The organism is Engelhardtia mirabilis, assembly GCF_007748095.1.
GTDB lineage: Bacteria > Planctomycetota > UBA1135 > UBA1135.
The window spans coordinates 6,866,797-6,889,048 of sequence record NZ_CP036287.1 but is presented as its reverse complement, the minus strand read 5'-3'; the positions used below and the strand labels follow the sequence as shown (position 1 = coordinate 6,889,048).

16 protein-coding genes and 1 pseudogene are annotated in these 22,252 nt (G+C 68.3%); 7 read left to right on the top strand and 10 right to left on the bottom strand.

Going from position 1 to position 22,252, the window contains the following annotated elements; translation table 11 throughout:
• Window positions 1-520: 520 nt before the first annotated feature.
• The 7 genes and pseudogenes from Pla133_RS25445 to Pla133_RS25415 form a co-directional block, all read right to left on the bottom strand.
• A complete protein-coding gene (locus tag Pla133_RS25445; protein WP_145070660.1) occupies window positions 521-1,309 on the bottom strand; it encodes an RNA polymerase sigma factor in 789 nt (262 codons plus the stop codon).
• 66 nt (window positions 1,310-1,375) lie between these two features.
• A complete protein-coding gene (locus Pla133_RS25440; RefSeq protein ID WP_419191962.1) occupies window positions 1,376-2,908 on the bottom strand; it encodes a protein kinase domain-containing protein in 1,533 nt (510 codons plus the stop codon).
• 177 nt (window positions 2,909-3,085) lie between these two features.
• Complete coding sequence (gene istB, locus Pla133_RS25435) at window positions 3,086-3,835, bottom strand: IS21-like element helper ATPase IstB (protein ID WP_145061396.1); 750 nt, start codon at window positions 3,833-3,835, stop codon at window positions 3,086-3,088.
• Window positions 3,819-5,375, bottom strand: a complete 1,557-nt coding sequence (gene istA, locus Pla133_RS25430) for an IS21 family transposase (protein WP_419192464.1) — start codon at window positions 5,373-5,375, stop codon at window positions 3,819-3,821. Before istA ends, istB begins: the two co-directional genes overlap by 17 nt.
• 187 nt (window positions 5,376-5,562) lie before the next feature.
• Window positions 5,563-6,966 (bottom strand): protein kinase domain-containing protein, encoded by a 1,404-nt coding sequence (locus Pla133_RS25425; protein ID WP_145070655.1) that lies wholly within the window; start codon window positions 6,964-6,966, stop codon window positions 5,563-5,565.
• A gap of 982 nt (window positions 6,967-7,948) precedes the next feature.
• Window positions 7,949-8,131, bottom strand: a pseudogene (locus tag Pla133_RS25420) (SelT/SelW/SelH family protein); the annotation flags it as partial.
• A 272-nt stretch (window positions 8,132-8,403) separates the two neighbouring features.
• Entirely contained in the window at window positions 8,404-9,195 is a 792-nt protein-coding gene (locus Pla133_RS25415; protein ID WP_419192463.1) for a sigma-70 family RNA polymerase sigma factor, read from the bottom strand.
• 205 nt (window positions 9,196-9,400) lie between these two features.
• On the opposite strand from Pla133_RS25415, the gene Pla133_RS25410 reads away from it, so the two are divergent.
• Entirely contained in the window at window positions 9,401-10,723 is a 1,323-nt protein-coding gene (locus Pla133_RS25410; protein WP_145070651.1) for an HPr family phosphocarrier protein, read from the top strand.
• Between the two features lie 121 nt (window positions 10,724-10,844).
• Here Pla133_RS25410 and Pla133_RS26815 read toward each other — a convergent pair whose 3' ends face one another.
• Both Pla133_RS26815 and Pla133_RS26810 read right to left on the bottom strand, forming a co-directional pair.
• The gene (locus tag Pla133_RS26815; protein WP_419191961.1) at window positions 10,845-11,579 is read right to left on the bottom strand and encodes a metallophosphoesterase family protein; all 735 of its coding nucleotides are present in this window, start codon (window positions 11,577-11,579) and stop codon (window positions 10,845-10,847) included.
• Window positions 11,576-12,262, bottom strand: coding sequence for a hypothetical protein (locus tag Pla133_RS26810; protein WP_419191960.1), 687 nt, complete (start codon window positions 12,260-12,262; stop codon window positions 11,576-11,578). The genes Pla133_RS26815 and Pla133_RS26810 overlap by 4 nt, the downstream gene beginning before the upstream one ends.
• Window positions 12,263-12,315: 53 nt before the next feature.
• Between Pla133_RS26810 and Pla133_RS25400 the strand changes: the two genes are divergently transcribed.
• Window positions 12,316-13,227, top strand: coding sequence for a ParB/RepB/Spo0J family partition protein (locus Pla133_RS25400; protein ID WP_145070647.1), 912 nt, complete (start codon window positions 12,316-12,318; stop codon window positions 13,225-13,227).
• Window positions 13,228-13,659: 432 nt separating this feature from the next.
• Here Pla133_RS25400 and Pla133_RS25395 read toward each other — a convergent pair whose 3' ends face one another.
• Window positions 13,660-14,682 carry a peptidylprolyl isomerase gene (locus Pla133_RS25395; protein WP_145070645.1) on the bottom strand — a complete coding sequence of 341 codons (1,023 nt, stop codon included), beginning with the start codon at window positions 14,680-14,682 and terminating at the stop codon, window positions 13,660-13,662.
• Window positions 14,683-14,928: 246 nt separating this feature from the next.
• Here Pla133_RS25395 and Pla133_RS25390 point away from each other — a divergent pair, with 246 nt between their 5' ends.
• From Pla133_RS25390 to Pla133_RS25370, 5 genes are all read left to right on the top strand, one after another.
• A complete protein-coding gene (locus tag Pla133_RS25390) occupies window positions 14,929-16,413 on the top strand; it encodes a hypothetical protein (protein ID WP_145070643.1) in 1,485 nt (494 codons plus the stop codon).
• 160 nt (window positions 16,414-16,573) lie between these two features.
• The gene (locus Pla133_RS25385) at window positions 16,574-19,081 is read left to right on the top strand and encodes a type II secretion system protein GspG (RefSeq protein ID WP_145070641.1); all 2,508 of its coding nucleotides are present in this window, start codon (window positions 16,574-16,576) and stop codon (window positions 19,079-19,081) included.
• 8 nt (window positions 19,082-19,089) lie between these two features.
• Entirely contained in the window at window positions 19,090-19,842 is a 753-nt protein-coding gene (locus tag Pla133_RS25380) for a lysophospholipid acyltransferase family protein (protein ID WP_145070639.1), read from the top strand.
• A gap of 19 nt (window positions 19,843-19,861) precedes the next feature.
• Complete coding sequence (locus tag Pla133_RS25375) at window positions 19,862-20,731, top strand: alpha/beta hydrolase family protein (protein ID WP_145070637.1); 870 nt, start codon at window positions 19,862-19,864, stop codon at window positions 20,729-20,731.
• Window positions 20,732-20,762: 31 nt separating this feature from the next.
• The gene (locus tag Pla133_RS25370) at window positions 20,763-22,238 is read left to right on the top strand and encodes a glycosyltransferase (RefSeq protein ID WP_145070635.1); all 1,476 of its coding nucleotides are present in this window, start codon (window positions 20,763-20,765) and stop codon (window positions 22,236-22,238) included.
• The last annotated feature ends 14 nt before the right edge of the window (window positions 22,239-22,252 follow it).

Here is a 22,252-nt window from a genome sequence, read left to right as displayed (position 1 = left end):
GCTGGGATTCGTGAGGAGGTTGGTTCCGAGGGGCGTCTGAGCGGCCGCGATGGCGGGCAGGCCCAGGGTGGCGCCGAGAAGGGTGGCGTGGAGTCGCATGGTCTGGTGGCGGTGGGTTATGGCCCGCGCGGGCCGGTTCGCCACCCCTTGAGAGCGACCCTCGCGGGCGGACCGCTACGTTCAGGGTTTCGCGCGGGACGGGTCTTCTTCGGGGTCCTAACCCCCCTTGTCGGGGCCGCGTTCGTCTTTCAGGCCGGGCCAGGCCCGCCGCAGGAAGTCGATTAGTCATCGGCGCTCGCCCTCGAAGTCGTGGTTCGATGCGGCGCTCAATGGGACTTCGAGCGGGGCGGTCGGCGCCCTGTCCGGAGCTGATCGCGCGGGACGACGTTTCTGCACCGCAATCGGCGAGGGAGTGGTCGAGGCTCGACGTGGAGGCGCCCAGCCGAGCGCGCGGCCCCCTCGAGGCCTCGGCGCACTGGGGGGCGCGGCTCGGACTTGGGTCGCGATCGCGTCCCTCGGCCTACTCCCCGACGAACTCGTCGCCCGCGTCAAACAGGCCGGGGCAAGCGTCGCGCAGGCGGCCGATCAACCATCGGCGCTCCTCGTCGAATTCCTCGTCCGAACCGGCGCCTTCGCGGAGCAGCTCGTCGAGGATCAACTGGAAGCGCTTGCGAGCTCGATAGAGGCGCTTCTGGACGGTGGCGAGGTCGAGCTCGAGCTCGAAGGCGATCTGGGACGTGTCGGCTCGAGTGGGTCCCAGGTCGTGGCGTCGGAGGATCTGCGCCGCGGGGGGATTGGCCCGCTCGAGCTTGGCCAGGCCGGAGCTCAGCAGAGCGAGGGCCCATTCGCGCTCGTCGTTGTCTTCGGCGGCGTGCGAGGAGTCGTTCGCGGCGGCGTAGCCCTCCGCGACTTCGAGCGGGACCCCTCGGTTGCGGCTCGCGGCGCGGCGGGACTCGCGGACGAAATGGCGCAGGACGCCCTGGATGTACTGGCGAAAGCGGCCGAGATCGGGATTCGCCGAGGTGAGCGCTCCGCGTTCCAGGACGTAAGCGAAGAATTCCTCGACGGAGAGCTCGCCCAGGCCCCCACGGTTCGAGTGCCGCTTCAAGAGGCGAGCGATCGGGTCGCGATAGAGCTCGAGGAGCTCACCGAACGCGCTGCGTCGTCGGCCCTGCTCGGGGGCGCCTCGGGCGAGCTCGATCAGCGACCAACGGGTCGGATCCCACCACTCATCGCGATGGCCTCCGTCGCCCTGGTTCGTGTGCTCGGTGTCGTTGCTGGCTACCGGCTTCCCCTCGTCCTCGACCATCGCCACCCCTTCCTCTGTCGGAAGCCTAAACGCAAGCGGCGGCCGGCAGTATCGAGAGGGTCGAGTTCAGCGGACTGGCGCGGCGGCCGCCCTCCACGTCTGGAGGGCGTCGCCGGGGAGCGCCGTTGGGGCCTCGGGGAGGGCGGCGCCGCGACGCAGGAGTTCGGTGCCGGCCGCGAGCTCGCCGAGACGCCAATGGGCTTCCGCGAGGTCGAGCGCCAGGCCCAGGCGCCAAGTGCCCTGGACCGTCTCCAGCGCAGTCGCACGCTCGAGGACCTCGTCGGCGCGAACGACCTCGTCCTCCCGCGGATGGGCGCGGTCCAGGGCCAGGTCGACCCGTGCGAACTCGGCGCAGGCGCTCAGAGTGAGAGGGTCGTCGGCGCCTCGCTGGGTGGTCCAGGTGGTCACGATCAAATCGAGTCGCTCGCGGGCGACTTCGAGAGCGCCCTGGTCGCCCTGCAGGCGGGCGAGTCGCGCCAGCTCGAGAACGGGACGCCGGGACTCGACCACCGCCGCCGACGTTCCCGCGAGCACGCCCCACGCCGCTTCAAGGTCCATGCGGGCGGCTTCCACCTCGCCGCGCGCCTCTGCGGCCCAGGCGCTGCGCTCGAGGAACTGCGCGCGAACCCAGGTCCGTTGGGTCGCTCTCGCCGCGGCGCGCCAGGTGGCCTCGGCCGATGCCAGACGTCGGTCGCGACCGGGGCCCGAGAGGGCCACGAACTCGCCGGCGAGGCGGTCCAGGTCCGCCGCGCCGGCGGCCAGGTCCTCGGTCGGCCAGTCCCTCGCCCGCGTGAGCCAGTCGAGGATCTCGACGGGACCGAGCTCATCCAGGCGCGTGGCGGCCAAGGCGAGGGAGAGCAGGACGGCGCTCGGATTGGAGTTCGATGTGGCCCCGGGATCATCGTCGTGTGCGCGGTCCGAAGAGGGCAGGGGGCGCCCGGCCGTCGCGGGCGTGATTTCGACCAGCAACGCCCGGAACTCCCCCTCGAGCTCCGGTGACAGTCCACCCGGCACCTCCCTGGACTCGTGGACGATCCGTTCGAGCTGCATGTGGAAGCGGTCGGCCGCCCCGATGCTCCCGCGCCAATGCCCGACGGCGAGGGAGCCGAAGATCGACGCCAAAGTCAGACACGCGACGGCAATGAAACCTCGTTGGCGCCGTGCCGTGGCGCGCAGGGTTTGACTCGGCTTCTCCAGCGGCACCGCCACCGGGCGGTCCTCGGCGAAGCGGCGCAGATCGGCGGCGAAGTCTGCCGCTGACGGATAGCGTCGGTCCGGGTCAGGCGCGAGGGCGTGGCGTAGCACCGCCGACAGCTCGAGCGGGACCTCGCTGCAAAGGTGGTGCGGCCACCGTGACGTCGATTGGGTGGCCTCGTCGAGGGACGCCTGCCCGCCGCTGCGGACCGGCTGGCCTGTTACGAGCTCGAAGCCGACGGCCGCGAGGGAATAGACGTCCGACCGCGGATCGTCATCGCCATGTCTCGGATCGAGGCGTTCGGGAGCACAGTAGGCCATGGTGCCCTCGCGCTGGGGGCGAGGCCGATCCGGACGCCAGCCACCCGGGTCGAGGGACGCCAGGCCGAAGTCTGTGAGTGTCAAGGTTCGGCTGGTCAGGTCCACCCTCAGTTCGGCCAAGCTGGTCCAGCTCAGTGCCCTCGGAAATCAGTCATTGAGTGCTCGGCAAGGGAGGTTCGGAGCGCCAGAAAGGGGCGCCCAGGAGGGGCTGGAAAAACAGATCCTCCAGTTCGGCCAAGCTGGTCCACCTCGATCGGGGCATCAGACAGCCTCGCGCCCTTTGGTCGGCGGGTTGCGGTAGGAGCTCCCTTCCATCACCAGGACGTGCGAGTGGTGGAGCAAGCGGTCCATCGCGGCGGAGGCCATCAGGTCGTCGCGGAAGAGCGGGTACCACTCCTCGATGGCGCGGTTCGACGTGACCACGATCGAGCCCCGCTCGTAGCGAGCTCGGATCACCTCGTACAGGTCGATCGGCTCGTCACCTTCGAGCGGCCGCAGGCCGAGGTCATCGAGGATCAGCACGTCCGGCGTTGTGTAACGCAGGAGCCGCTTGTCCCAGCCTTGGTCGGCCCGTGACGACCGCAGCTGGGTGAGCATCCGGTGGGCGGTCGTGTACAGCGCTGAGTGGCCAGCGCGGCAAGCGCGTTCTCCCAGCGCCTGGGCGATGTGGCTCTTGCCGACGCCGGCAGGCCCGATCAGCAGCACGTTCTCCTGCTTCGCGACGAAGCCACAGGTCGCGAGGTCGATGATCTTGGTCTTGGGGATCTGCGGGTTGAAGGACCACTCGAAGTCGTCGAGCCGCTTGGTGGTTTCGAAGGTCGCGCGTCGCAAGCGCATCTCGAGCTGCTTCGAGTCGCGCCGCTCGACCTCGTCGCTGCAGAGGCGGAAGAGGAATTCGGAGTGGCTGAGATCCGCATCGACGGCTTCCTTCGTGCGCAGGTCGAGCGTCTGAAGCACGCCCGAGAGCCGGAGCTTCTTGAGTACGGGGACGAGGTCATCGGCGATCGCCATGGGTCTTCTCCTGGATTGCTGTGAGCGTTTCGCTCGGGTTGCGGGCGAACATCGATCCCTGAGACCACGCTCGCCCGGACTCCTCCGGCAGGGGCTCGAGGTCGAGCCCCTGCTTGAGGATGCTCTTGATGCTGCGGTACTCGAGGCAGCCGAAGTGCAGCGCGCGTCTGGCCGTCGCGCGTGCGCGCTCGCGCGGAAAGCCCTCGAGATGCGTGACGACCGCCTGCACCTTGCGCAGCTGGTAGAGCACATCGTCGGAGTCGAAGATCGCGGCAGCGAGCACTTCGACCTCCTCACCGATCACCCGAGCACGCACGATCCAGTGCTCGCGGCTGCGGTGCCGGAGGTCACGGCGGTGCTCGGGGAGATGCGACTCGATCGTGCTGCGCTTGCCGCGCGGCACACGCGAATGAGCGTGAAGACGGCAGTCCTCGGCGTAGATCACAATCGAGTGCGTCGTGCAGCGCAGCCAGAGGTCTTGGCCCAGCAAGGTCCACGGCGCGGAGTAGAAGGCGCCGTCGACCTGGACGTGGCTGTCACGATGCAGGCGTGCCTTCTTCCAGATCACGAGCTCCCACCGCGACTGCGGCAAGCTCAGCAGGGCAGCGCGCTCTTCCTCCTCGAAGTACTCGAGCGGTGCGCGGCCAGTCGTCCCGTGCCGGCGCCGCCCTGCGATCTCCAGCGTCCAGCGCCGCAGCGCCCGCCGGTCCTCGTGGATGTCGACGGACTCGTGCGTAGCGAAGAAGTTTCCCTTCGTGTAGCGCACTCCGCGCTCGACCTTGCCCTTCTTCTCCGGCGCGCGTGGCGGCGTCGGGTCGATCTGGAATCCGTAATAGCGTGCGAGTTCGACGTACGTGCGGTTCAAGACGGGTTCGCCGTCCACGCCGAACGAGGCCCGAATCACTGCCGCCTTCAAGTTGTCGGGCACGATGACGCGCGGCACGCCGCCGAAGTACTCGAACGCCTCGACATGCAGCCTCACCCAGGTCTCGATCTTCTGGTCGAAGACGATCTGGGTGTGCATGTGGCGGCTGCAGCCGAGCGTCATCACGAAGAGCCAGCTCTTGCGCAAGACGCCGCGCTCGGGGTCGTAGCGCTTCCCGACGTAGCCGAAGTCGACCTGGGCCACCTCGCCCGCGGTCGTCTCGACGGAGATGGCTACGTCCGTCGGCTTGGGACCCTCCGCGTCGGCGAGTCGCAGCACCAGACGCTTGATGGCCGAGAGGCTGCCGTCGAAGTCCGGCTCGTTCAGGCGTAGCCAGTCGTGGATCGCACTCGGCCCGGCCCCCTTCTTCCGCAGCCGCTCGATCGTCGCGACCCACCGCTCGACCGAGGAGCGCTGCTGCGGCGCCTGCCTCGACTGGACGTGCTCCTCGACTGCCGCTCGCAGCTGATCGAGGTCGGGCAGCTCGTTAGGCGCGCCCTCGAGCAGCCCCGCCGTAGCGAGCGCGCGCATGTAGGCACGGATCGTGTCCCGCCCAATGTGCAGCTGTCGCGCGATCCCTCGCGATCCCTGCCCCAGCCTGTGCAGGCGGAGCATCTCCTGAAGTCTGTGCATGTCGGTCCTCCTGGCGCCCATCCATCCTCCTTGGCTCGTGGGAGCCGAAGAGGATGAGGGCGGTCAGTAGACCGGCGGGAGGACCTTCGGGACTGGCGGCGGTGGACCAGCTTGGCCGAGCTGAGGTGGACCAGCTTGGCCGAACCAGGGTGGACCAGCCTGGCCGATCTCACCCGCCCATCACCCCGCCGCCGGGGTGGACCAGCTTGGCCGGGCTACAGGTGGACTTGATACCCCGAGCTGCAACAGTGAGTACCGGCCGCATCGTGGACCACTCGACCAAGACGTTGGCGGGGCTGACGTCGCGGTGGACGATGCCACTCGTGTGGAGGTGGTGGAGCGCATCGGCCACCCGGGCGAGGAGGCTCGCCAGATCCCGCCAAGGGGGCGGGGCGGTGATACGTGGGGCCATCCGACCGCTTCGATGCAGTCGCCGCAGCGCCGGGGCGCGACGGAGGTGCCGCTCGCGCGCTCGCTCGAGCGCGGTGGAGAGCCCCTCCGTCGGTGTCAATGTCCGCGCGAGGTCAGCGAGGGTAGGGCCGTCGATGAACTCCATCGCATACCAGGGTTCGTCGGCGGTCAGACCCGAGTCGACCACGCGCGCCACCCCAGGGTGCTCGCAGCGGGCGAGGACCTCGATCTCCTGCTCGAAGCGCACGATGAGTTCCGCGCGGGTCTTGCCCACCATGACGCGAGCGACCTTGAGGGCGAAGCGACGGCTGGTTCGCCGCTGCTGTGCCAGGAGGACTCGGCCCATCCCTCCTTCTTCGAGCAGGCCGAGGATGTCGTACCCGTCGATGTCATACGGCACGTCGTCGTCCACCGGAGCCCAGGTCGACGCGACTCCCAACAGCGCTCCGACACGCGCCGAGAGGCCGGGAACGCGTCGCTCGAGGCGACTGCCGGTCAAGATCACGCCGCTGGCGAGATCGAGGAACTGAGCCCCGGTGGTCGCCCAGCCGGAGAACAGCAGGGTTGAGCCCGCGGAGGGAGCGGACGTTGTCGAGGATATCTGGATCAGCCAGGGTTCGAGCGCAGACGGAACCCGGGCCAGTGCGGCGGCAGCCCCGTCGAAGACACCGGCGTCCCAGGTGCGTTGCAAGGCTTCGCGCAGCGCGGCCGAAACGGACTCCTCGTCGCCATGGTCGAGCCTTCGCAACCGTCCGGCGACGACCCGGTCGACGAGGTCGAAGGCGCAGACACGCTGGTCCCGGGGCAAGCCGAGCAGTGGCGGTAGGCCCGTCAGGTCGACGTCGACCTCGGGCGCCTCGAAACACGCGACCCAGGTCGAGAAGCCTGTGTCGGCCAAGATCGTGAGGTCCTCCGGCGGCGCGGCGAGGACGGCCAGCCGGATAGAGGCTTCCCAGGCAGCGTAGGCCAGCTCGAGACCATGACGAGGATCCTCGGCCCCCACGCTCGCGTCGAGTGAGCACTGGATCGCAGCGGGGATGGAATGGTCGTTGGGATTCACAGTCGGCGGAGTTCGCGGGTCTGCCGTTCTATGGGATGGCCGGATCGTCGTGGCTGGTGATCCGGTGAACTCCCGGGGGTAGACGGGGGCGATCGTTCCCACGGGCGCGGGCCCCCTCGCGCGCGGGATCAGGGGATCGGGCGGAAGGGATGGAGTTGGCTTCGACTGAGGCCGAGAACTTGGCGGATCGGAATGGATGGAGCGCGGACAGGTGGCGTTCGCCGAATCAGGCCAGATGCCAGGTCGAGCTCCCGGGCGCTGGCGGTCGACCGTCGGAACTCGCCGAACCTGATCGGCGAGCGTGCGCGAAGGCGGGATCGCCGAGAATCCTCGGGGGTGGTGGCGCGGCGATTACGGGTCCGAGGTTCCTGGACGGTGGCTGGGAATCCCCCCCGCGAGTTCAGCCCGGGCGGGTCGACGGTGACCGCGGCTGGCTGGGAAGGATCAACTTGGTGCCTGTCGACGGGGCCCCGACGGCTCCCGCGCACCATGCTTGGACCTTGCATCGAGCGGCTCGAACCGGACCCTCGCATCGCCGAGATTGCACCGTTGCGGCGGAGTGAAGGGTCCTTGCGGCCGTCCATGGCGACCCGGGAGTCGTCGACTGAGTCCGGTGCGAGGGCCCTGCAGCCTCAACCGGGGCCGGGGCGCCGAGACCAGCCGTGGGTCTCTGGGGGACAACGGCCGGCGCGGGGCTGACACCCGAGCGAAGGCTCGGTCGGTGGGCTATCGGCCCCGGGCCGACGGGCGGCTCCTTGGCGGGCGGGGCTGAGCTCGTCCGATCGCAAGGTGTCTCGGCGGCGCGCAAGGCTCGCCGGCATCGATCGGCGGTCGCGAGGGTCAGAAGTCGCCCTCGAAGCTCGCCGATTTTTCCGGTCGCGAGTGACCGGCCCTGACCCTCGAGCCGTCCGCGTTCTAGGGTGGACGGCGGGGCCCTCAGCTGCAGATCGAGCGAGTGGTCCGCGGCCAATCGCGGTGTGCTCGATCCAACTTGCGGAGCGACTCGCGTACCGCAAGTGGTCTGGTGTCTGATGCCGGCTGTCGCTTCCGCGGGAGCGGGTTGCCCCCGCGGGCAACGAGGACCCTATCCCGCCAAGAGGTTGGGGATCTCCTGATAGGTTGGAAACCGCCCCTCGCGAAGCTTCGAGAAGATCAAGCGATCACCGACGCTGACTTCAAAAGCTCCGCGGTCACCCTTCACGAGTTCAGCGTCGATCTCGGCAGCTCCGAATGCTGCTTGGAGTTCGGCGACCAGACCGGTCGCCTGGGGGAGGTAGTTTCAGCGGACGCAGTACTCGATGCGGATGTTCATGGTGGGTCTCTGGCCGTGGTGGCGGGGTCAGGGGATCGATGGGCGGGCGGCAGCCTAGCTGCTCGTCTAGCGGCGAAGACTCTGCGTCCTTGGGCCCGTTGCGGTGACCTCGTAGACCGGTGCCGGTGGGACTTCCAGGAGGGTCTGTGGCTTGGGCCGAACGGAAGCGGGGGCACCCGGCTGCTGTCGCCAGGCGCCCCCGGATGGTGACGACGTCTCGGGTCGGCTCAGTCTCCCTCGATCACCCGCTGCAGGCGGCCGAGCACATCGCGCTCGATCTGGCGGACGCGCTCGCGGGTGAGGCCGACGACCTTGCCGATCTCCTTCAGGGTCATCGGCTCGGCGCCGTCTTGAAGGCCGTAGCGCAGGCGCAGGATGGTCGATTCGCGTTCGTCGAGGAACTCGAGCAGGTCGGCCAGGCGGCCGAGCAGGTCGGCGTGGGCGATCAGGTCCTCGGGGGCCGCGGTCTTCTCATCCTCGACCACCTCTTGGTGGATGCTGAGGGCGTCGAGGGAGACCTGGGGTCCTAGGGCCGAGGTGTGGATGGTGTTGCGGAGGACGCCCCAACTCTCCTCGGGGATGCCGAGTTCGTTGGCGACCTCGGAGATGTTCGGGGTGCGGCCGAGACGGTAGGAGAGCTCCGCGCTGACGTTGCGCCACTTGGAGATCATCTCGTTCATGTAGCCCGGCACTCGGACGGATTGGACCGTGCTCGAGAGGGCGCGGCGGATCGACTGCTTGATCCACCAGGAGCCGTAGGTGGAGAAGCGGCAGCCGGCCTTGGGGTCGAACTTCTCCGCGGCCTTCATCAGGCCGATGTTGCCCTCGGCGATGAGGTCCTGCAGGGAAAGGCCGCGGTCGGAGTACATCTTGGCGATGGACACGACCAGGCGGAGGTTCGCCCGAATCATGTGCTCGCGCGCCTCGAGGTCGCCGGATTGGATCCGGGTCCCGAGCTCGCGCTCCTCTTCTGCGGTGAGAAGGGGCACCTCGTTGATCTCCTGGAGGTAGGTCTCCAGACAGCGCTCGGCGGAAATGGCGGCCTCCTGGCCCTGGGCCGGGGAGAGAGGATCTCGGATCCTGGGGTTGGCAGCGGCGGCTGCCTGCGGGATGCCCCAGGCCCGATCGATCGACGGGGTGGGGCTGCCCTCTTGAGGTCGCCTGGGGGTTTCGGGCGCGACGGTCGGCCGACCTGTCGATCGGGGGTCTGGTAGGGTTGACGGAGTGAATAGCCCCGCCCCGGAAGCCCCGATCGAGCAGGTCATCGAGGAGGCTCGATTCGCCGAGCTGCTTCAGGTGCAGTCGGAGCCGTTCTTCAGGCTTCTGAACACCGTCGAAGGCGCAGGTGCGAGCGGTTGGACGAAGGCCCGGGCCTTCCAGCTGCTACACGAAGCGCAGGTGCTCGAGTCTTTTCTCGACGATCACGGCGCCCGAACCAATCGACGCTTCGCCGATCTGACCGAGTTGGTGGCGGCCATACGTGGGTTCTCGCTCACCGGCCATTCGTTGTTGCATTTGCAGGGCCGCCTGGATTCCTACGGAATTCGCGACTGGATCGAGGAATCGACGCATGAGCGCCTGGCTGGTCGACTGAGTCGGGCGACGACGTTCGTCGGTGAGGCGCTGGCGATGCTGGTGGAAGCAGTGAGGTCAGAGGGGCATACGGCCGGGATTGAGCCGAGCACGGGTTCGCTTGCGGCAGACTTCGTTGGTCATCCGACCTCCCGAGTTCGGCTGCCGCACAACGTCGGGCAGGACGAACTCAGCGATGAGGAGCAGCGCATCGCTGAGGTCGCTTCGAAGTTCGGTCAGGCGGCGCAAATGCTCGGTGAGTTGGGGATCCAGCCGATCTCAGAGCCTCGAGTACGCCAGGAGTTCCTAGCGCGCCACTGCACCGAGGCGCAGGCTCGGGTCTATGAGGCGACTGTCCATAATTTACAGTCGACTTACGATACCTACGTCAAGAACACCGTCCTCGAGGCCAACGATCGTCGGTTGGTGGCCTTGCGCGGCTACACCTCGATCTCGCTCCACCTGCTCGAGGCTGTGACTCACCTGACGCACTTCCACGAGCGCCATGAGAACGACTTGCGGTGTGAGTCGACCCGGCGGCTCCTCGCGCAAGTTGTCGACCCTGTTCAGGTTCAGGCGACGATCCTCAACGACCTGCTCGTCGGGGCCGCGGACGTGCTCGAAGCCGGTCGACCCATCGCGATCGCCGTGCTCTCTGACTACACCCGCATCCGCGAACTGGAAGTGGAGCTGCCAGATGGCGTGCAGCTGCACGCGCGGCCCGTTGCGTTGATCGTCAGCGTCGTCAACCACCACGGAACACCGGTGGAGCTGGAGGTCGGGCCGCGGCGCTGCAATGCGTCGTCGATTCTCGAGGTGCTCATGGCGGTTGGAAGCGCGCCCGACGTCGGCGTCTTCATCTTCCGTGGTGACGAGCGCCCCCTCCGAGACATCGCCCTGCTGTTCGGCGCTGGCTTGGGCGAAGGCGCGCGCGAGTTGCCGGAGGGCCTCGCGTACCTTCGATCGCCGGCCTAGTCCGGACGCGCCACCGCGACTCGCGCGCCAATCGGGCCGCTTCGCTGCTCTTGGGCCCTCGTCATGGCCTGGGCGCGACGGTCATCCTCGACCATTCGATTCAAGGCGCGCATCGCTGAACTCAGAGGCCTAGCCAAAGGCGATCAGCGAGGACGTTGGGTAGACCCGCGGCCCGGATCCGGGCAGCTTCCCGTTCAATGTCGTACTCGCGACGGACGATCTCGATGGTCGCTGCGTCGACATCGTAGATGCCCATAGCAAGCCTCGGGTCTTCGTCGCGCGGTTGCCCCACGCTGCCGACATTGACAATCGCGCGGTGTGCCTCGGTGAGGTCGAGGAACGGGTCGGGCGCCAGGGCAACCCGTGTCGGACTCTCGCTGGGCAGGAGGATCGTGACCGGAATGTGGCTGTGACCCACGAAGCAGACCTGCTTCGACATGTGATCGATCGATGGACGAGCATTCTGCACTCCGAGCGTGTACTCGTAGGCCTCGGGTGAATCGAGTGTCCCGTGGGCCACATGGCAGTGCTCGAGTTCGAGAGTCATGGGCAGGGCACGCAGCCAATCGAGTTCGTCCCCACCCAACGTCGACCGCGTCCAACGCACGGCTTCGCGCGCATACCGATTGAAGTAGCGGTCGTCCTCGTCACCGACACAGGCGGCGTCGTGGTTGCCCTTCACCACCCAGACGTTTCGATCTCGGAGGAGTTGGATCGTCTCGGACGGTGCAGCTCCGTAGCCAACGACGTCGCCCACCGAGACGACCACGTCCACACCGCGCCGATCCATCTCTGCCAGTGCTTCCTCGAGGGCAGAAAGATTCGAGTGGACGTCGCCAAGCACGCCGTACTTCACGTGCGCGACCTCCGGGCCTCGGTGACGAGCACTGCCACGGACCCACCCACCATCGCCGCGGCAAGGGCGGTTTGCGAGTTGAGATCTCCGAGGGCTCGCGCGTCGAACCAGCCGACGACCGACGCGGGCGCGCGGGTGAGCGTGAGTACCATCGGCGCCAGCCAGCCTAGGCAACCGATGATCGCGATGCAGGCCGGGGTCCGGAGGCCCAGCTGCGCACCGAGGCCAGCCAGGGCCCCGATCTGAATCACCGAGGTGATCCCGAAAGCGACCGCGCTCATCCCCAGCGGTGAGCCGGCAAGAGCCATCGAAGCCAGTCCGAGGCCGACCGAGGCGCAAGGCCCGATCGCGCAGATCGACCAGATGGCGAGGGCTCGAGCATCGCGACCTCCTTCTCCCAGCAGCGGGGACAGTCGATCGACGGTCCAGCTTGAGAGAAGCGCACCAACCAAGGCGCAGCTCCAGAGCCCGTCGGGCTGCCAGGCTGCGCTGCTGGCGTCTCGCAATGCCAGACCTCCAAGCTCGTGGGCACGGTCCAGCGCCGGCCAGATGAGGCTGGGCGCGACGAGTGCGAGCCCGGCACCGGGCGTTCGACGCCAGAGCGCAGCCGTTGCCCTGAGGGTGGCAAACAGCACGACGATTCTTGGATTCGGTGTGACCATCTCGCTTGGCGTGAGTCCCATCCCTATCGTCCGCATGGTTCCACGTGGAACATCCACCCGACGGAGAACACTCGATGGAGAAACGACTGGGAAGAGGGCTTGGCTCGTTGCTCGGGTCAAAGCCGGCGTCGGACTCGACGACTCAAGTAGCCGTCGACCAGATTCAGCCCAACCCGTACCAACCGAGGGAGCATTTCGACGAGACGGCTCTGGCGGAGCTCCGGGAGAGCATACGGACCCACGGGGTGCTCCAACCGGTGGTGTTGAGGCGAACAGGGACCGGACTGCAGCTGATCGCTGGCGAGCGTCGGTGGAGGGCCTCCAGGGATGCCGGGCTGGTTTCGGTTCCGGCGGTCATCCGAGAGGGGGTCACCGACGCGGAGATGATCGAGCTCGCTCTGGTCGAGAACCTCCAGAGGGAGGACCTCGACCCGATTGAGCGAGCCCACGGCTATCAACGGATGGTGAGCGATCTGGGGCTTACACAAGCCGGAGTTGCCGAACGGGTGGGGCTGAAGCGGTCGACGGTCACGAATCACCTTCGGCTCCTCGAGTTGCCGGACGCGATCCAGAAGCTCGTTGCAGAGTCCGCCCTGTCGATGGGGCACGCCCGCGCGCTGCTGGGGATTCCGGCAGAGGAGGTGCAGCTTGCCCTGGCGGACAAGATCGTTCACGACGGCATGTCGGTCCGGACTGCCGAGGAGGCTGTTCGGGAGGCTGTCCGCGAGCTCACGGGGAGGGCCCCGAAGGCTCCTCAGGAGTCGGCGGGCGAGGCCAAGCCGTCGAGCCAGGCCCCGGATGGAGAAGCTCCCAAGTCGCAGGAGCCCTGGGCAAGGGCGCTTACGGAGCGCCTTCAGCGAGCCCTGGGCACCAAGGTCGAGATTCGCAACCGCCCGGGGTACAGAGGACAGATCCTGATCGAGTACTTCGACAAGGACGGGCTCGAGGTCCTCGTTGATCAGTTGGCCCCGCCAGACACCATCTGAGGGCGGTCCAATTCGTCGAGTGCGGCTAACCCGGGTCGGTCACCAGGATCCGCGCCCAGCACGCCCAAACGGCGGCCTCTCGCCCGCTGACGGCACCTTGCGAACCGACCCGTCGCGGGCGGGGCGTGAAGCCCCGCCTGCGGGGGCTCGGTCCGCAAGGTGCCGCCAGCGGGCGAGAGGCCGCCGTTTGGGCGTGCTGGGCGCGGATCCTGGTGACCGAACAGGGCTGAGCACCTTGGCGATGGATACGAGTGAGGCTGTTGACCCTCCAACGGGATCGGGGCCCCATCGATTGGGCCAGGAGCTTTCCTGGTGCCCGGGGCTGGCTGGGCCAGAACGTCAAGGCTCTCAACTCGGCGGGGTCTGCTTGAAACGAACAAGGCCCTCCCAGATGGGAAGGCCTTGCCTGGAACCGGGCCGCGCGGGATGGGCCTAGCCGATGATCTCTGCCGACTCGATGGTCACCGGCGCGACCGGGCGATCGGTGCCTTCGACGATCTCACCCTTGCCGATTGCCTCGACAGTCTCCATTCCCTCGACGACCTTGCCAAAGACGGTATGAACACCGTCGAGGTGATGGGGTGAGCCGAGGGTGAGGAAGAACTGGTAGGTGGAGCTGTCCACCTGATCGGGCCGCTTGGCCATCGACAGGTATCCGGGGAAGTGCCCAAGGTCGCTAAACTCCTGGGGTTGCGTCACTTCACCGCCACCTTGACCCCATGTGCTCGGATCCCCGTCGATGGAGTTGGGATCTCCACCTTGGATCATGAAGCCGTCCATCACGCGGTGGAACTTGGTTCCGGAGTAGTTGCCGGCGGCAACTTTGTCCAAGAAATTTTCCACGTGCCCTGGTGCACGCTCCGGGTAAAGGGCGACCGTGATCGGACCCGCGGAAGTGTTCAGCCGGACGCGCGGGGCATCGGACGGCGGCGGCGGGTTGTCGAAGAGCTCCGGTCGGGAGCTCTTGAGGTCTTCCAACGCCTTCAGCCTGTCGGCCAAGCCCGACGCTCCACTCTCGTCGCCGCCGAGGGCCGGATCGACCAGCGGATGGTGGGGGTACTTGGTCCTGAAGCTCTGGAGGGCCTGGTCGGCCTTGCCGTAATCCCCGATCTCCACATAGGCCGGCGCGAGCAGGGCGGCCGCCCAGGGGCCGGCTAAGGTGCCCTCGAGGTCGATTGCCGCCTTCTCGAGACCCGCGACATCCGGCGCAGTGCCAGGCTGCTCGATGAAGCCCAGGTACCTCGAGAGTTCTTGCCAACTGTGATCGTTGGTGGCGGCGGCCTGCTTCTGTTCGTAGCTCCGGTACATCAGCAACACAGCAATGACCGCAAAGACGCCGATCGCCGGCTTCCAATAGCGGATAGCCAGTTCCTCGATGCCGCTGCGCTCCTCGAGCGGTGCGACCGTGACGTCGGTCGCGGCCTTGTGGGCGCGTTTCTGAGGCGGGTTCGCCATCGGGGTCTTCTGTGTAAGGGGCGTGTAAGCCCGGTGGCCGCGGTGCTGCTGTGCTTGGGTCTTCGCCCTACAGAAGAGCGAATCCCGCCCATCTGGCCCGAGATGACGCTCGGCCCGACAGATAGGGGCGGGGGAGTCTAACGGCACCCAGTCAAGGGCCACAAGACCACCCGAATGGGCCTCGGTATCATGCTGGGCTCGCTGCCTCGCCTTCTCCCGCCGAGCTCCCCCTCCAGCAAGAACACGATGCTCGATCTCCTCCTGAGCGCGCTGCTCCCCAACGTCCTGGAGGCGCCCGGCGTCTCGATCCACTCGCCTGCGGCATTCAGCGCGCAGGACGATGACCCCGTCGAGGTCTTCGAGCGTCGCTACGAAGCCGCATTGGGTGACGAGGACGCCCTCTGGAGCCTCTACGAGTGGACCGGGACCTTCGGGCTCGAACGTGAGGGACGCAAGGTCCTGCGCGCACTGATCAAACTCGACGAGGACAACGCCCGCGCCCGCGGCTTGCTCGGTCACGTCAAGTACGACGGCAAGTGGTACGACAGCCAAGCGAAGGCGGACTCCGCCCGCGAGAAGGCCGAAGCCAAGGAAGCCAAGGCCAAGGGCTGGGTCAAGTTCAAGGACCAATGGGTCGACCCGGCCCACGTGCCCTTCCTCGAGCGCGGTCTGGTGCAGGATGGTCGGGGCAAATGGGTCTCCCCCGAAGACCTCAAGCGAGCAGAGGAGGGGTGGGTCCAGCAGGACTACACCTGGGTCGCGCCCGACGAGATGGACAAGATGCGCGCCGGCCTGTGGAAGGTCGGCGACGAGTGGTTGACGACCGAGGAAGCCAACAAGCGCCACGCGGAGCTGCTCAGCTGGTGGCGCATTCCCGGCGACAACTTCGAGCTCTGGACCACCTGTGACCGCGAGGTCGCCGAAAAGGTCCAGCGGGAGGTTGACCGCACCTTCTCCGACCTTAAGCGCTTCTACGGCACCCAACCCGCCGCGCCGCCGCGCGTCGTCGTACTGCGCTCCACGGACCAATACAACGAGTTCGCAGCCGGCGTCGAAAACGTGCGGCCGGCCACCGAACTGCTCGGCTGGTCGTCGATCCACGGGGCTTACTTCGCCGATGCCCTCTACCTGGAGGACGTCGGCTTCGTCGGCGCAGGAGTCGGCTACTGGGACCCGGCGACGGACGCCACTGCCGCGTTCGGGCGCCACTACGTCCGCCACGCCGCAGGACTCGCATTCGCCGAGGGCATCGATCCGAGCCCTGACTTCGTCGCGCGCGTTCTGAAGAACCCCCGCACCCTCGAACGAGACCTCGACTCCTTCTACGACGAAAAGAGCGTTCCCATGGTCCTGCGCTACGGCGCGGCCGCCTGGGTCGAGCGCTATTTCGTCGACACCGCCGTCGCTGTCGGCGGCGACCCCCACTGGGCCTCCAAGTGGTCCGTGCAGAACATCATGCGGAAGGGCGGATTGGATCCACTCGAGCGCATCCTCGACTTCAACATCCGCGCCGACGACCCCTCCGGTGGCGGCAAGCTGATCAACGAAGCCGGTCTGCTGGTCTCCTTCATCATGAGCGGCGAGAGCCCCGCGGTCTCCGAGGCCCACAAGGCCTGGCGCGCCGCTCTAGCAGCCGGAGAGGACCTCGACTCCAGCACCACGGACCTGTTCAAGGCCCTGGTCTCCGAGGACGCGGCCTTCCGCAACTTCGCCCAGAAGCTCGGCGGCTGAGCCTCGACTCCCAAAACTTCGTCGAAGCGGCGCCCCCACAACCGTCGATCCATCGGCGTCCGACCCCGGCCATCGGAAACGGCGGCCACGTCCAGCCGTAGTCCCTATGGCCGGTCGCCCCGGCCAACGCGACGACGACAACCGCTTTCCGTCAGATCCGATGACCCCGACGCTCCTCTGCCTCGCCCTGATCGCTTCCAGCCAGGCGACCGAACCGCCCCGCGACCACGCGACCCTTCACCCGGCTGACGCGACGTACTTCGGGCAGATCCTCGACTTCGCCGCGGTCGGTCAGGCTTACGGCGATGCCCCGATGACTCGCATGCTGCGCGACGAGTCACTGCTCGAATTCGTGGAGCAGGCCATCGGGATCGAGATCGACCCGAGCCAGGTCGACCCCGCCGTCGGGTTCCAGATGCTGCTCGCGCAGCTTCCCCCCGCAGCGATCGCCATGGGGGTCGACGAGATGCTCGCCGACGCTCGATCCGCTTCGATCTCTGCCACCGTAGGGGACGGCGCCGTCGAGGCCTTGGTCGACGGCATGCGTCACATGCTCGCGAGCCTCGAACTAGAACAGCTCGCGAGTTCCGTCGAACGCGACCTGGCATTCGCGGCGACTGGCGCCCAGCCGGACATCGCCCGCGCGACCGTCGATGATCCCGGCCTCGCCGTGGACCCGTGGGGCCGGGCCTATGCCCTCGAGCTGATCGAGGACATCGGGCCGGTGCTCTGCTCGCTGGGTTCCGATGGCGCGCGCGGCGGGGCGGGAACGGCGGCTGACATCGAGCGGCCCTTGGCGGGCCACGGTGCCGACGTGGTGATGTCCGAGGGCCTGATGGACGGCTACCTGGCCGAGATCGGCCTGCAGGTCGTCATCGAGTTCGACTCGGAAGTCACCCCGCGCCAGATCATGGACATGGTCATCTCGGAAGCCGGCGGCGCTGCAGGCGAGGCCCAGGGTTTCTTCGTGCGGGACGTGACCCTGGGTGGTGTCGACGCGAAAGCCCTGGCCGTCTCGATGGTCGAAGATGGCGTCAAGCTGAATCTGTTCCTGGTCCAGAACGGCACGACCATCGTTCTCGGTGGCTTCCAGAATGGTCTGGAGCACTTCGCCGCGAGCCTCTCCCAACCTTCCCTGGCCTCCGACCCGGACTATCGCCGGACCATGGAAGGGCTCCCGGCCGCGAGTGGGACTCCCATCTCGAGCACCTTCACGCGGGTATCCCAGTGGACCCTGGCCATGGACGCGGCCAAGCAGATCCTCGATTCGGGCGCACTCGAGGTGTTCGCGCGCGAGAACCCCGAGCTCGCACAATTCGCGCCGCTCGCGGGCATTCTGCGGGGTTTCGAGTTTGACGACCGGCCTTCGATCTCTCGGACCACCCTGGCTGCCGACGGTTTCGTCACCCAGACCTATCACCACGGCGAAGGCGCGCCCTGCGCGATCATGCCCGGCGGCACGATCGAGCGCTCGCGGTTCGCCGAGGTGGGCGCCGACGCCGCCATGGTGTGGGCCGCCGACATCAACCTCTCTGCCGCCTACGACGGGCTGTTGGAGATGGCTGCCGCCGCGAGTGGGACGGCTCGCCCAGAACTCGAGAGCGAGCTCGTCGCAGCCCTCGGCACCGACCCGCGCGCGGACCTGCTCCCTCACCTGGGCACTCACCTGACGGTGGCGATGGATCCGGTCCGCGGCATCGGCGCGCCCAAGCTGATGGGCTACCTGGACCTGCACGACGCCGATCGGGCAGCGGCGGGGATCGACCGCCTCTTCAGCGGCATGGCCCAGGTCAGCGGCGGCGAACTCGGCGCGACCCTCAAGCCCTATCGCAAGATGCCCCTCGCGCGCATGGACATCCGCGAGTTCAGTTTTGTCGAGCCCTCGGCGGGCATCGTCGGCAACCGACTGGTGCTGGGGCTCAGCGGCGTACACGTGAAGAAGGAGCTGCGCCGCTTGGCCGACGGCGAGCTCGAAGACAATGAAGTCGGTGACCTCACCCGAGTGCCCCTGCCCGCGGGTACGACTTCATTCACCTACGTCGACTGGGCTGGGATCGTCGGCGCCGCCTACGACGCCGGACGCGCCCTGGCCTCCCTCGCCGGGGGCTTCGTCGACCAGCTGCCCTTCGACCCCGAGACCCTGCCGCCGGGCAGCATCTTCACCACCTACCTGCCGCCGATGGTCCGCACGGTGGTGCCCACGGAGGACGGCGAACTGACCACGACCCACAAGGCCGTGGGCCCGGAGTTTTGGCTGCTCCTCGAAGGTGGCGCGGCCGCGGCCGGCCTCCTGGCGCAACAGGCCGTTCCGGTTCCGATGCCCTCCGACTACGAGGAGCAAGCCTGGGAGTCTTCCTGGGAAGTCGAGGCTGTTGCACTCGAGTCCGGGAACACCGACTTGGCCGTGGTCGAGCTCCGCACCGGACTCGAGATCTACCGACTCGAGCACGGCGGCACCTACCCCGCCTCCCTGGCCGACCTGCTCGTCCCCTCCGACAACTTTCCGCGTGGAGCCCTCGACGGCAATCCGGTCCCGACCGACGGTTGGGGACGTGAATTCGCCTACGCGGCGGCCGAGGGAGGGTCGGGCTACACCCTGTGGTCCTTCGGCGCCAACGGCGTCGACGAGGGCGGCCGCGGCGACGACGTGGCCGTGAACGAGCGCTGACCGGCGCCGTGTCTGGGGATGCGGCCGAGGCCGACGGCGTGCCGCGGGACGAGGGTCCTGACGGCGCGCCGACTCGTAGTTCTGCGAAGAAGCGCTACAAGCGCCTTCGCAGGCGCATCGGCGCGGCTCTGATTTCGACCGTAGGGCCGACCCTCTTTCGCCTGCTCGCGCGCACCTGGCGCCTCGAGTTCGTCGGACGGGCCAACATGCCCGAGAGCACCGACGTCGGCTTCCTCGTCGCTGTCTGGCACGGCCGCATGTTGCTGGGCATGCCGAGCCACCCCGGTCGCCTCTACTCCGTCCTGGTCTCACCGAGCGACGACGGCAGCCTGGCCAAGCTGGCCCTGGAGCGCTTCGGCTACCGCATCATCCGCGGCTCGAGCGGGCGCAGCGGAGCCCGCGCCCTGCGCGAAATGTTGAACGTCGTGAAGGGCGGCCAACGGGTCGTGGTGACCCCCGATGGCCCCCGCGGGCCCCAGCACTCGACGAATCCGGGCCTGGCTTGGCTGGCCCGCGCCACCGGCTTCCCGATTGTCCCGATCGGAATCGTCGCCGATCGCGCCTGGCACCTTCGCTCCTGGGACGCGTTCACCATCGCGAAGCCCTTCTCGCGGGTGGCCGTCGTCTATGGTGAGCCCGTTGTTGTCGAGCGCGGCAGCGGCGAGGCTGGCCTGGAGGCCGCCACCGCCGAGCTTCGCAAACGCTTGATCGCAGCCGAGGTCCGAGGCTGCGAGCTGATCGGGGCCGAGCAGGACTGGTGAGCGCCGTCCCCGACCGACTGTGACCGAAACCCAGCCCTTCGAACTCGAGCTGTCCCCGCGGCCGGGCACCCCCGTTCTGCGTCGCGTCGTGCGCGGCCGAGTTCTGCGTCCCGATCGCTCGGAGGTCGCCGCGCCATTCGTCGTCCTGACCCACGGCTACCTGGCCTTCATGGACTGGGCCTTCCTCCCGGCCCTGGCCGAAGCGCTCGTCGCCCGCGGCCTGGCCGTCGTCACCTTCAACATGAGCGGCGGGGGCATCGGTCCCGAGCTGGACGAATTCACCGACCCCGCCGGATTCGCCCACAACACCTACGAGCAGGAGCTCGAGGACCTGGCCGCCGTGGCCGGCGCCGCCGCCGAAGGTCACCTGGGCCCCCTCGACGCGAACCGCGCCGGCATCTGGGGCCACAGTCGCGGCGCCGCCATGTGCGTGCTGCACGCCGCCCGCCTTCGGGCCGCAGGCCACGAGCCCTATCGAGCCCTCTGCACCTGGGCCTCGGTCGCCAGCGTCGGCCGCTACGACCTGGAGCGCCTCGAGGAGTGGCACCGGGAGGGATTTCTGTGGGTCACCCTGGCCGACGGCCGCCGAATGCGCCTCGAGCGCGACCTCCTGGACGAGTTCTCCCCCCGCCCGGCGAGCCTCGACGTGGAGGCCGCGGCCGCGGCACTCGACCTGCCCGTGCTCCTCGTCCACGGCGCGCGAGACCGCAGCGTCAAACCCGAGGAGGCACGCGAACTGCTCGAGGTCTACCCGGCCGGTCGAGCGGAACTGGTCGTGATCGATGGCGTCGGCCACAACTTCGGCGCGCGCCACCCCCTGACGGAGTCTCGTCCGCCCCTCGCGCAGGCCTTGGCCGTCACGGCCGAGCACTTCGCACGTTACCTGTAGGCTGGCCGCGTCCCTGCGTCCGCCACCCCCCATGGACTCCGTTCTGGTCGTCGTCTACAGCGCCTGTGTCGGACTGCTGGCCCTGTGGGGCCTGCATCGCCTCGCGCTGTGGCGTGGGTTCCGGGGCTCGGTCTGGTTCGGAAACTTGAGCGGTGGCCCGCCTCCCGCCGCAGCCCATGGGGACCCCGGCGACCTTCCGCAGGTCACCGTCCAGCTCCCGATCTTCAACGAGCGCACGGTCGTCGAGCGGCTGATCCACGCCGCTGGAGCGCTCGACTACCCGGCCGATCGACTCGAGATCCAGGTGCTCGACGACTCGCTCGACGAGACCCGCGACCTCGCGGCCCAGGCCGTCGCCGTGCTCAGGGCGCGGGGCCTGGACGCCATCCACCTGTTCCGCAGCGATCGCACCGGCTTCAAGGCCGGCGCGCTCGATGCCGGGATGCGCAGGGCCAAGGGCGAGCTGATCGCGGTCTTCGACGCCGACTTCGTTCCCCCGCCCGACTTTTTACGCCGACTCGTGGGCGAGTTCCGAGCCCCCGGGGTGGGCATGGTCCAAGCCCGCTGGGGCCACCTCAACCGCGACGACAGTCCACTGACCCGCGCCCAGGCCACTCTGCTCGACGGTCACTTCGTGATCGAGCACACGGCTCGCGCCGCGGCCGGCCTGTTCTTCAACTTCAACGGGACCGCCGGGATCTGGCGCCGCACCGCGATCGACGACGCCGGCGGTTGGCAGCACGACACCCTGACCGAGGACCTGGACCTGTCCTACCGGGCCCAGTTGGCGGGCTGGCGCTTCGTCTACCGTCCCGACGTGGTCGCGCCGGCGGAGCTCCCCGCCGACGTGGCCGCCTTCAAGGGCCAGCAGCGCCGTTGGGCGCGGGGCAGCGCCCAGGTCCTGCGCAAGCTCGGACCGTCGATTCTGCGCTCGCCCCAGCCACTGCGCGTCAAGGTCGAGGCCATCGCCCACCTGGCCGGCAACGTCGGCTACCCGTTGGTGCTGCTGCTGGCGATCTCGATGCCGGTCGCGATCCAACTGCGGGGGTCCTTCGGCCACCTTCTGCACGGACTGGGCTTCTTGGTCTGCACCGGGTCCGTGGTCCTCTTCTACGGTGCCAGTCAGGCAGCCCTGGGCCGCAGCCGACGCAACCGCTGGACCGACGTGCCGGTGGGCATCGCCGCCGGGGTCGGCATGGCCATCTCCCAGACCGAGGCCGTGGCGCGCGGTCTCTTCCAGCGCGCGGCTGGCGTCTTCGTGCGCACCCCCAAGCGCGGCGATGGCGCGCGGCGCGCCTACAGCGGCCGCTTGGCCGAGCTGCCCGGCCTCGAGCTTCTCTTGGCCTTGTGGATCGCCGTGGCCACGGTCGACGCCCTGCGCCTGGGCCGCTGGGGCGCCCTGCCCTTCCTACTGCTGTTCCTCGCGGGCTTCGGCTGGATCGGCTGGTTGTCCCTGCGCGACGCCCTGCGTGGGCCCCGCGACCAGGCGGCGGTCAGCGCCGCCTGATCGCAGGCCCGAGC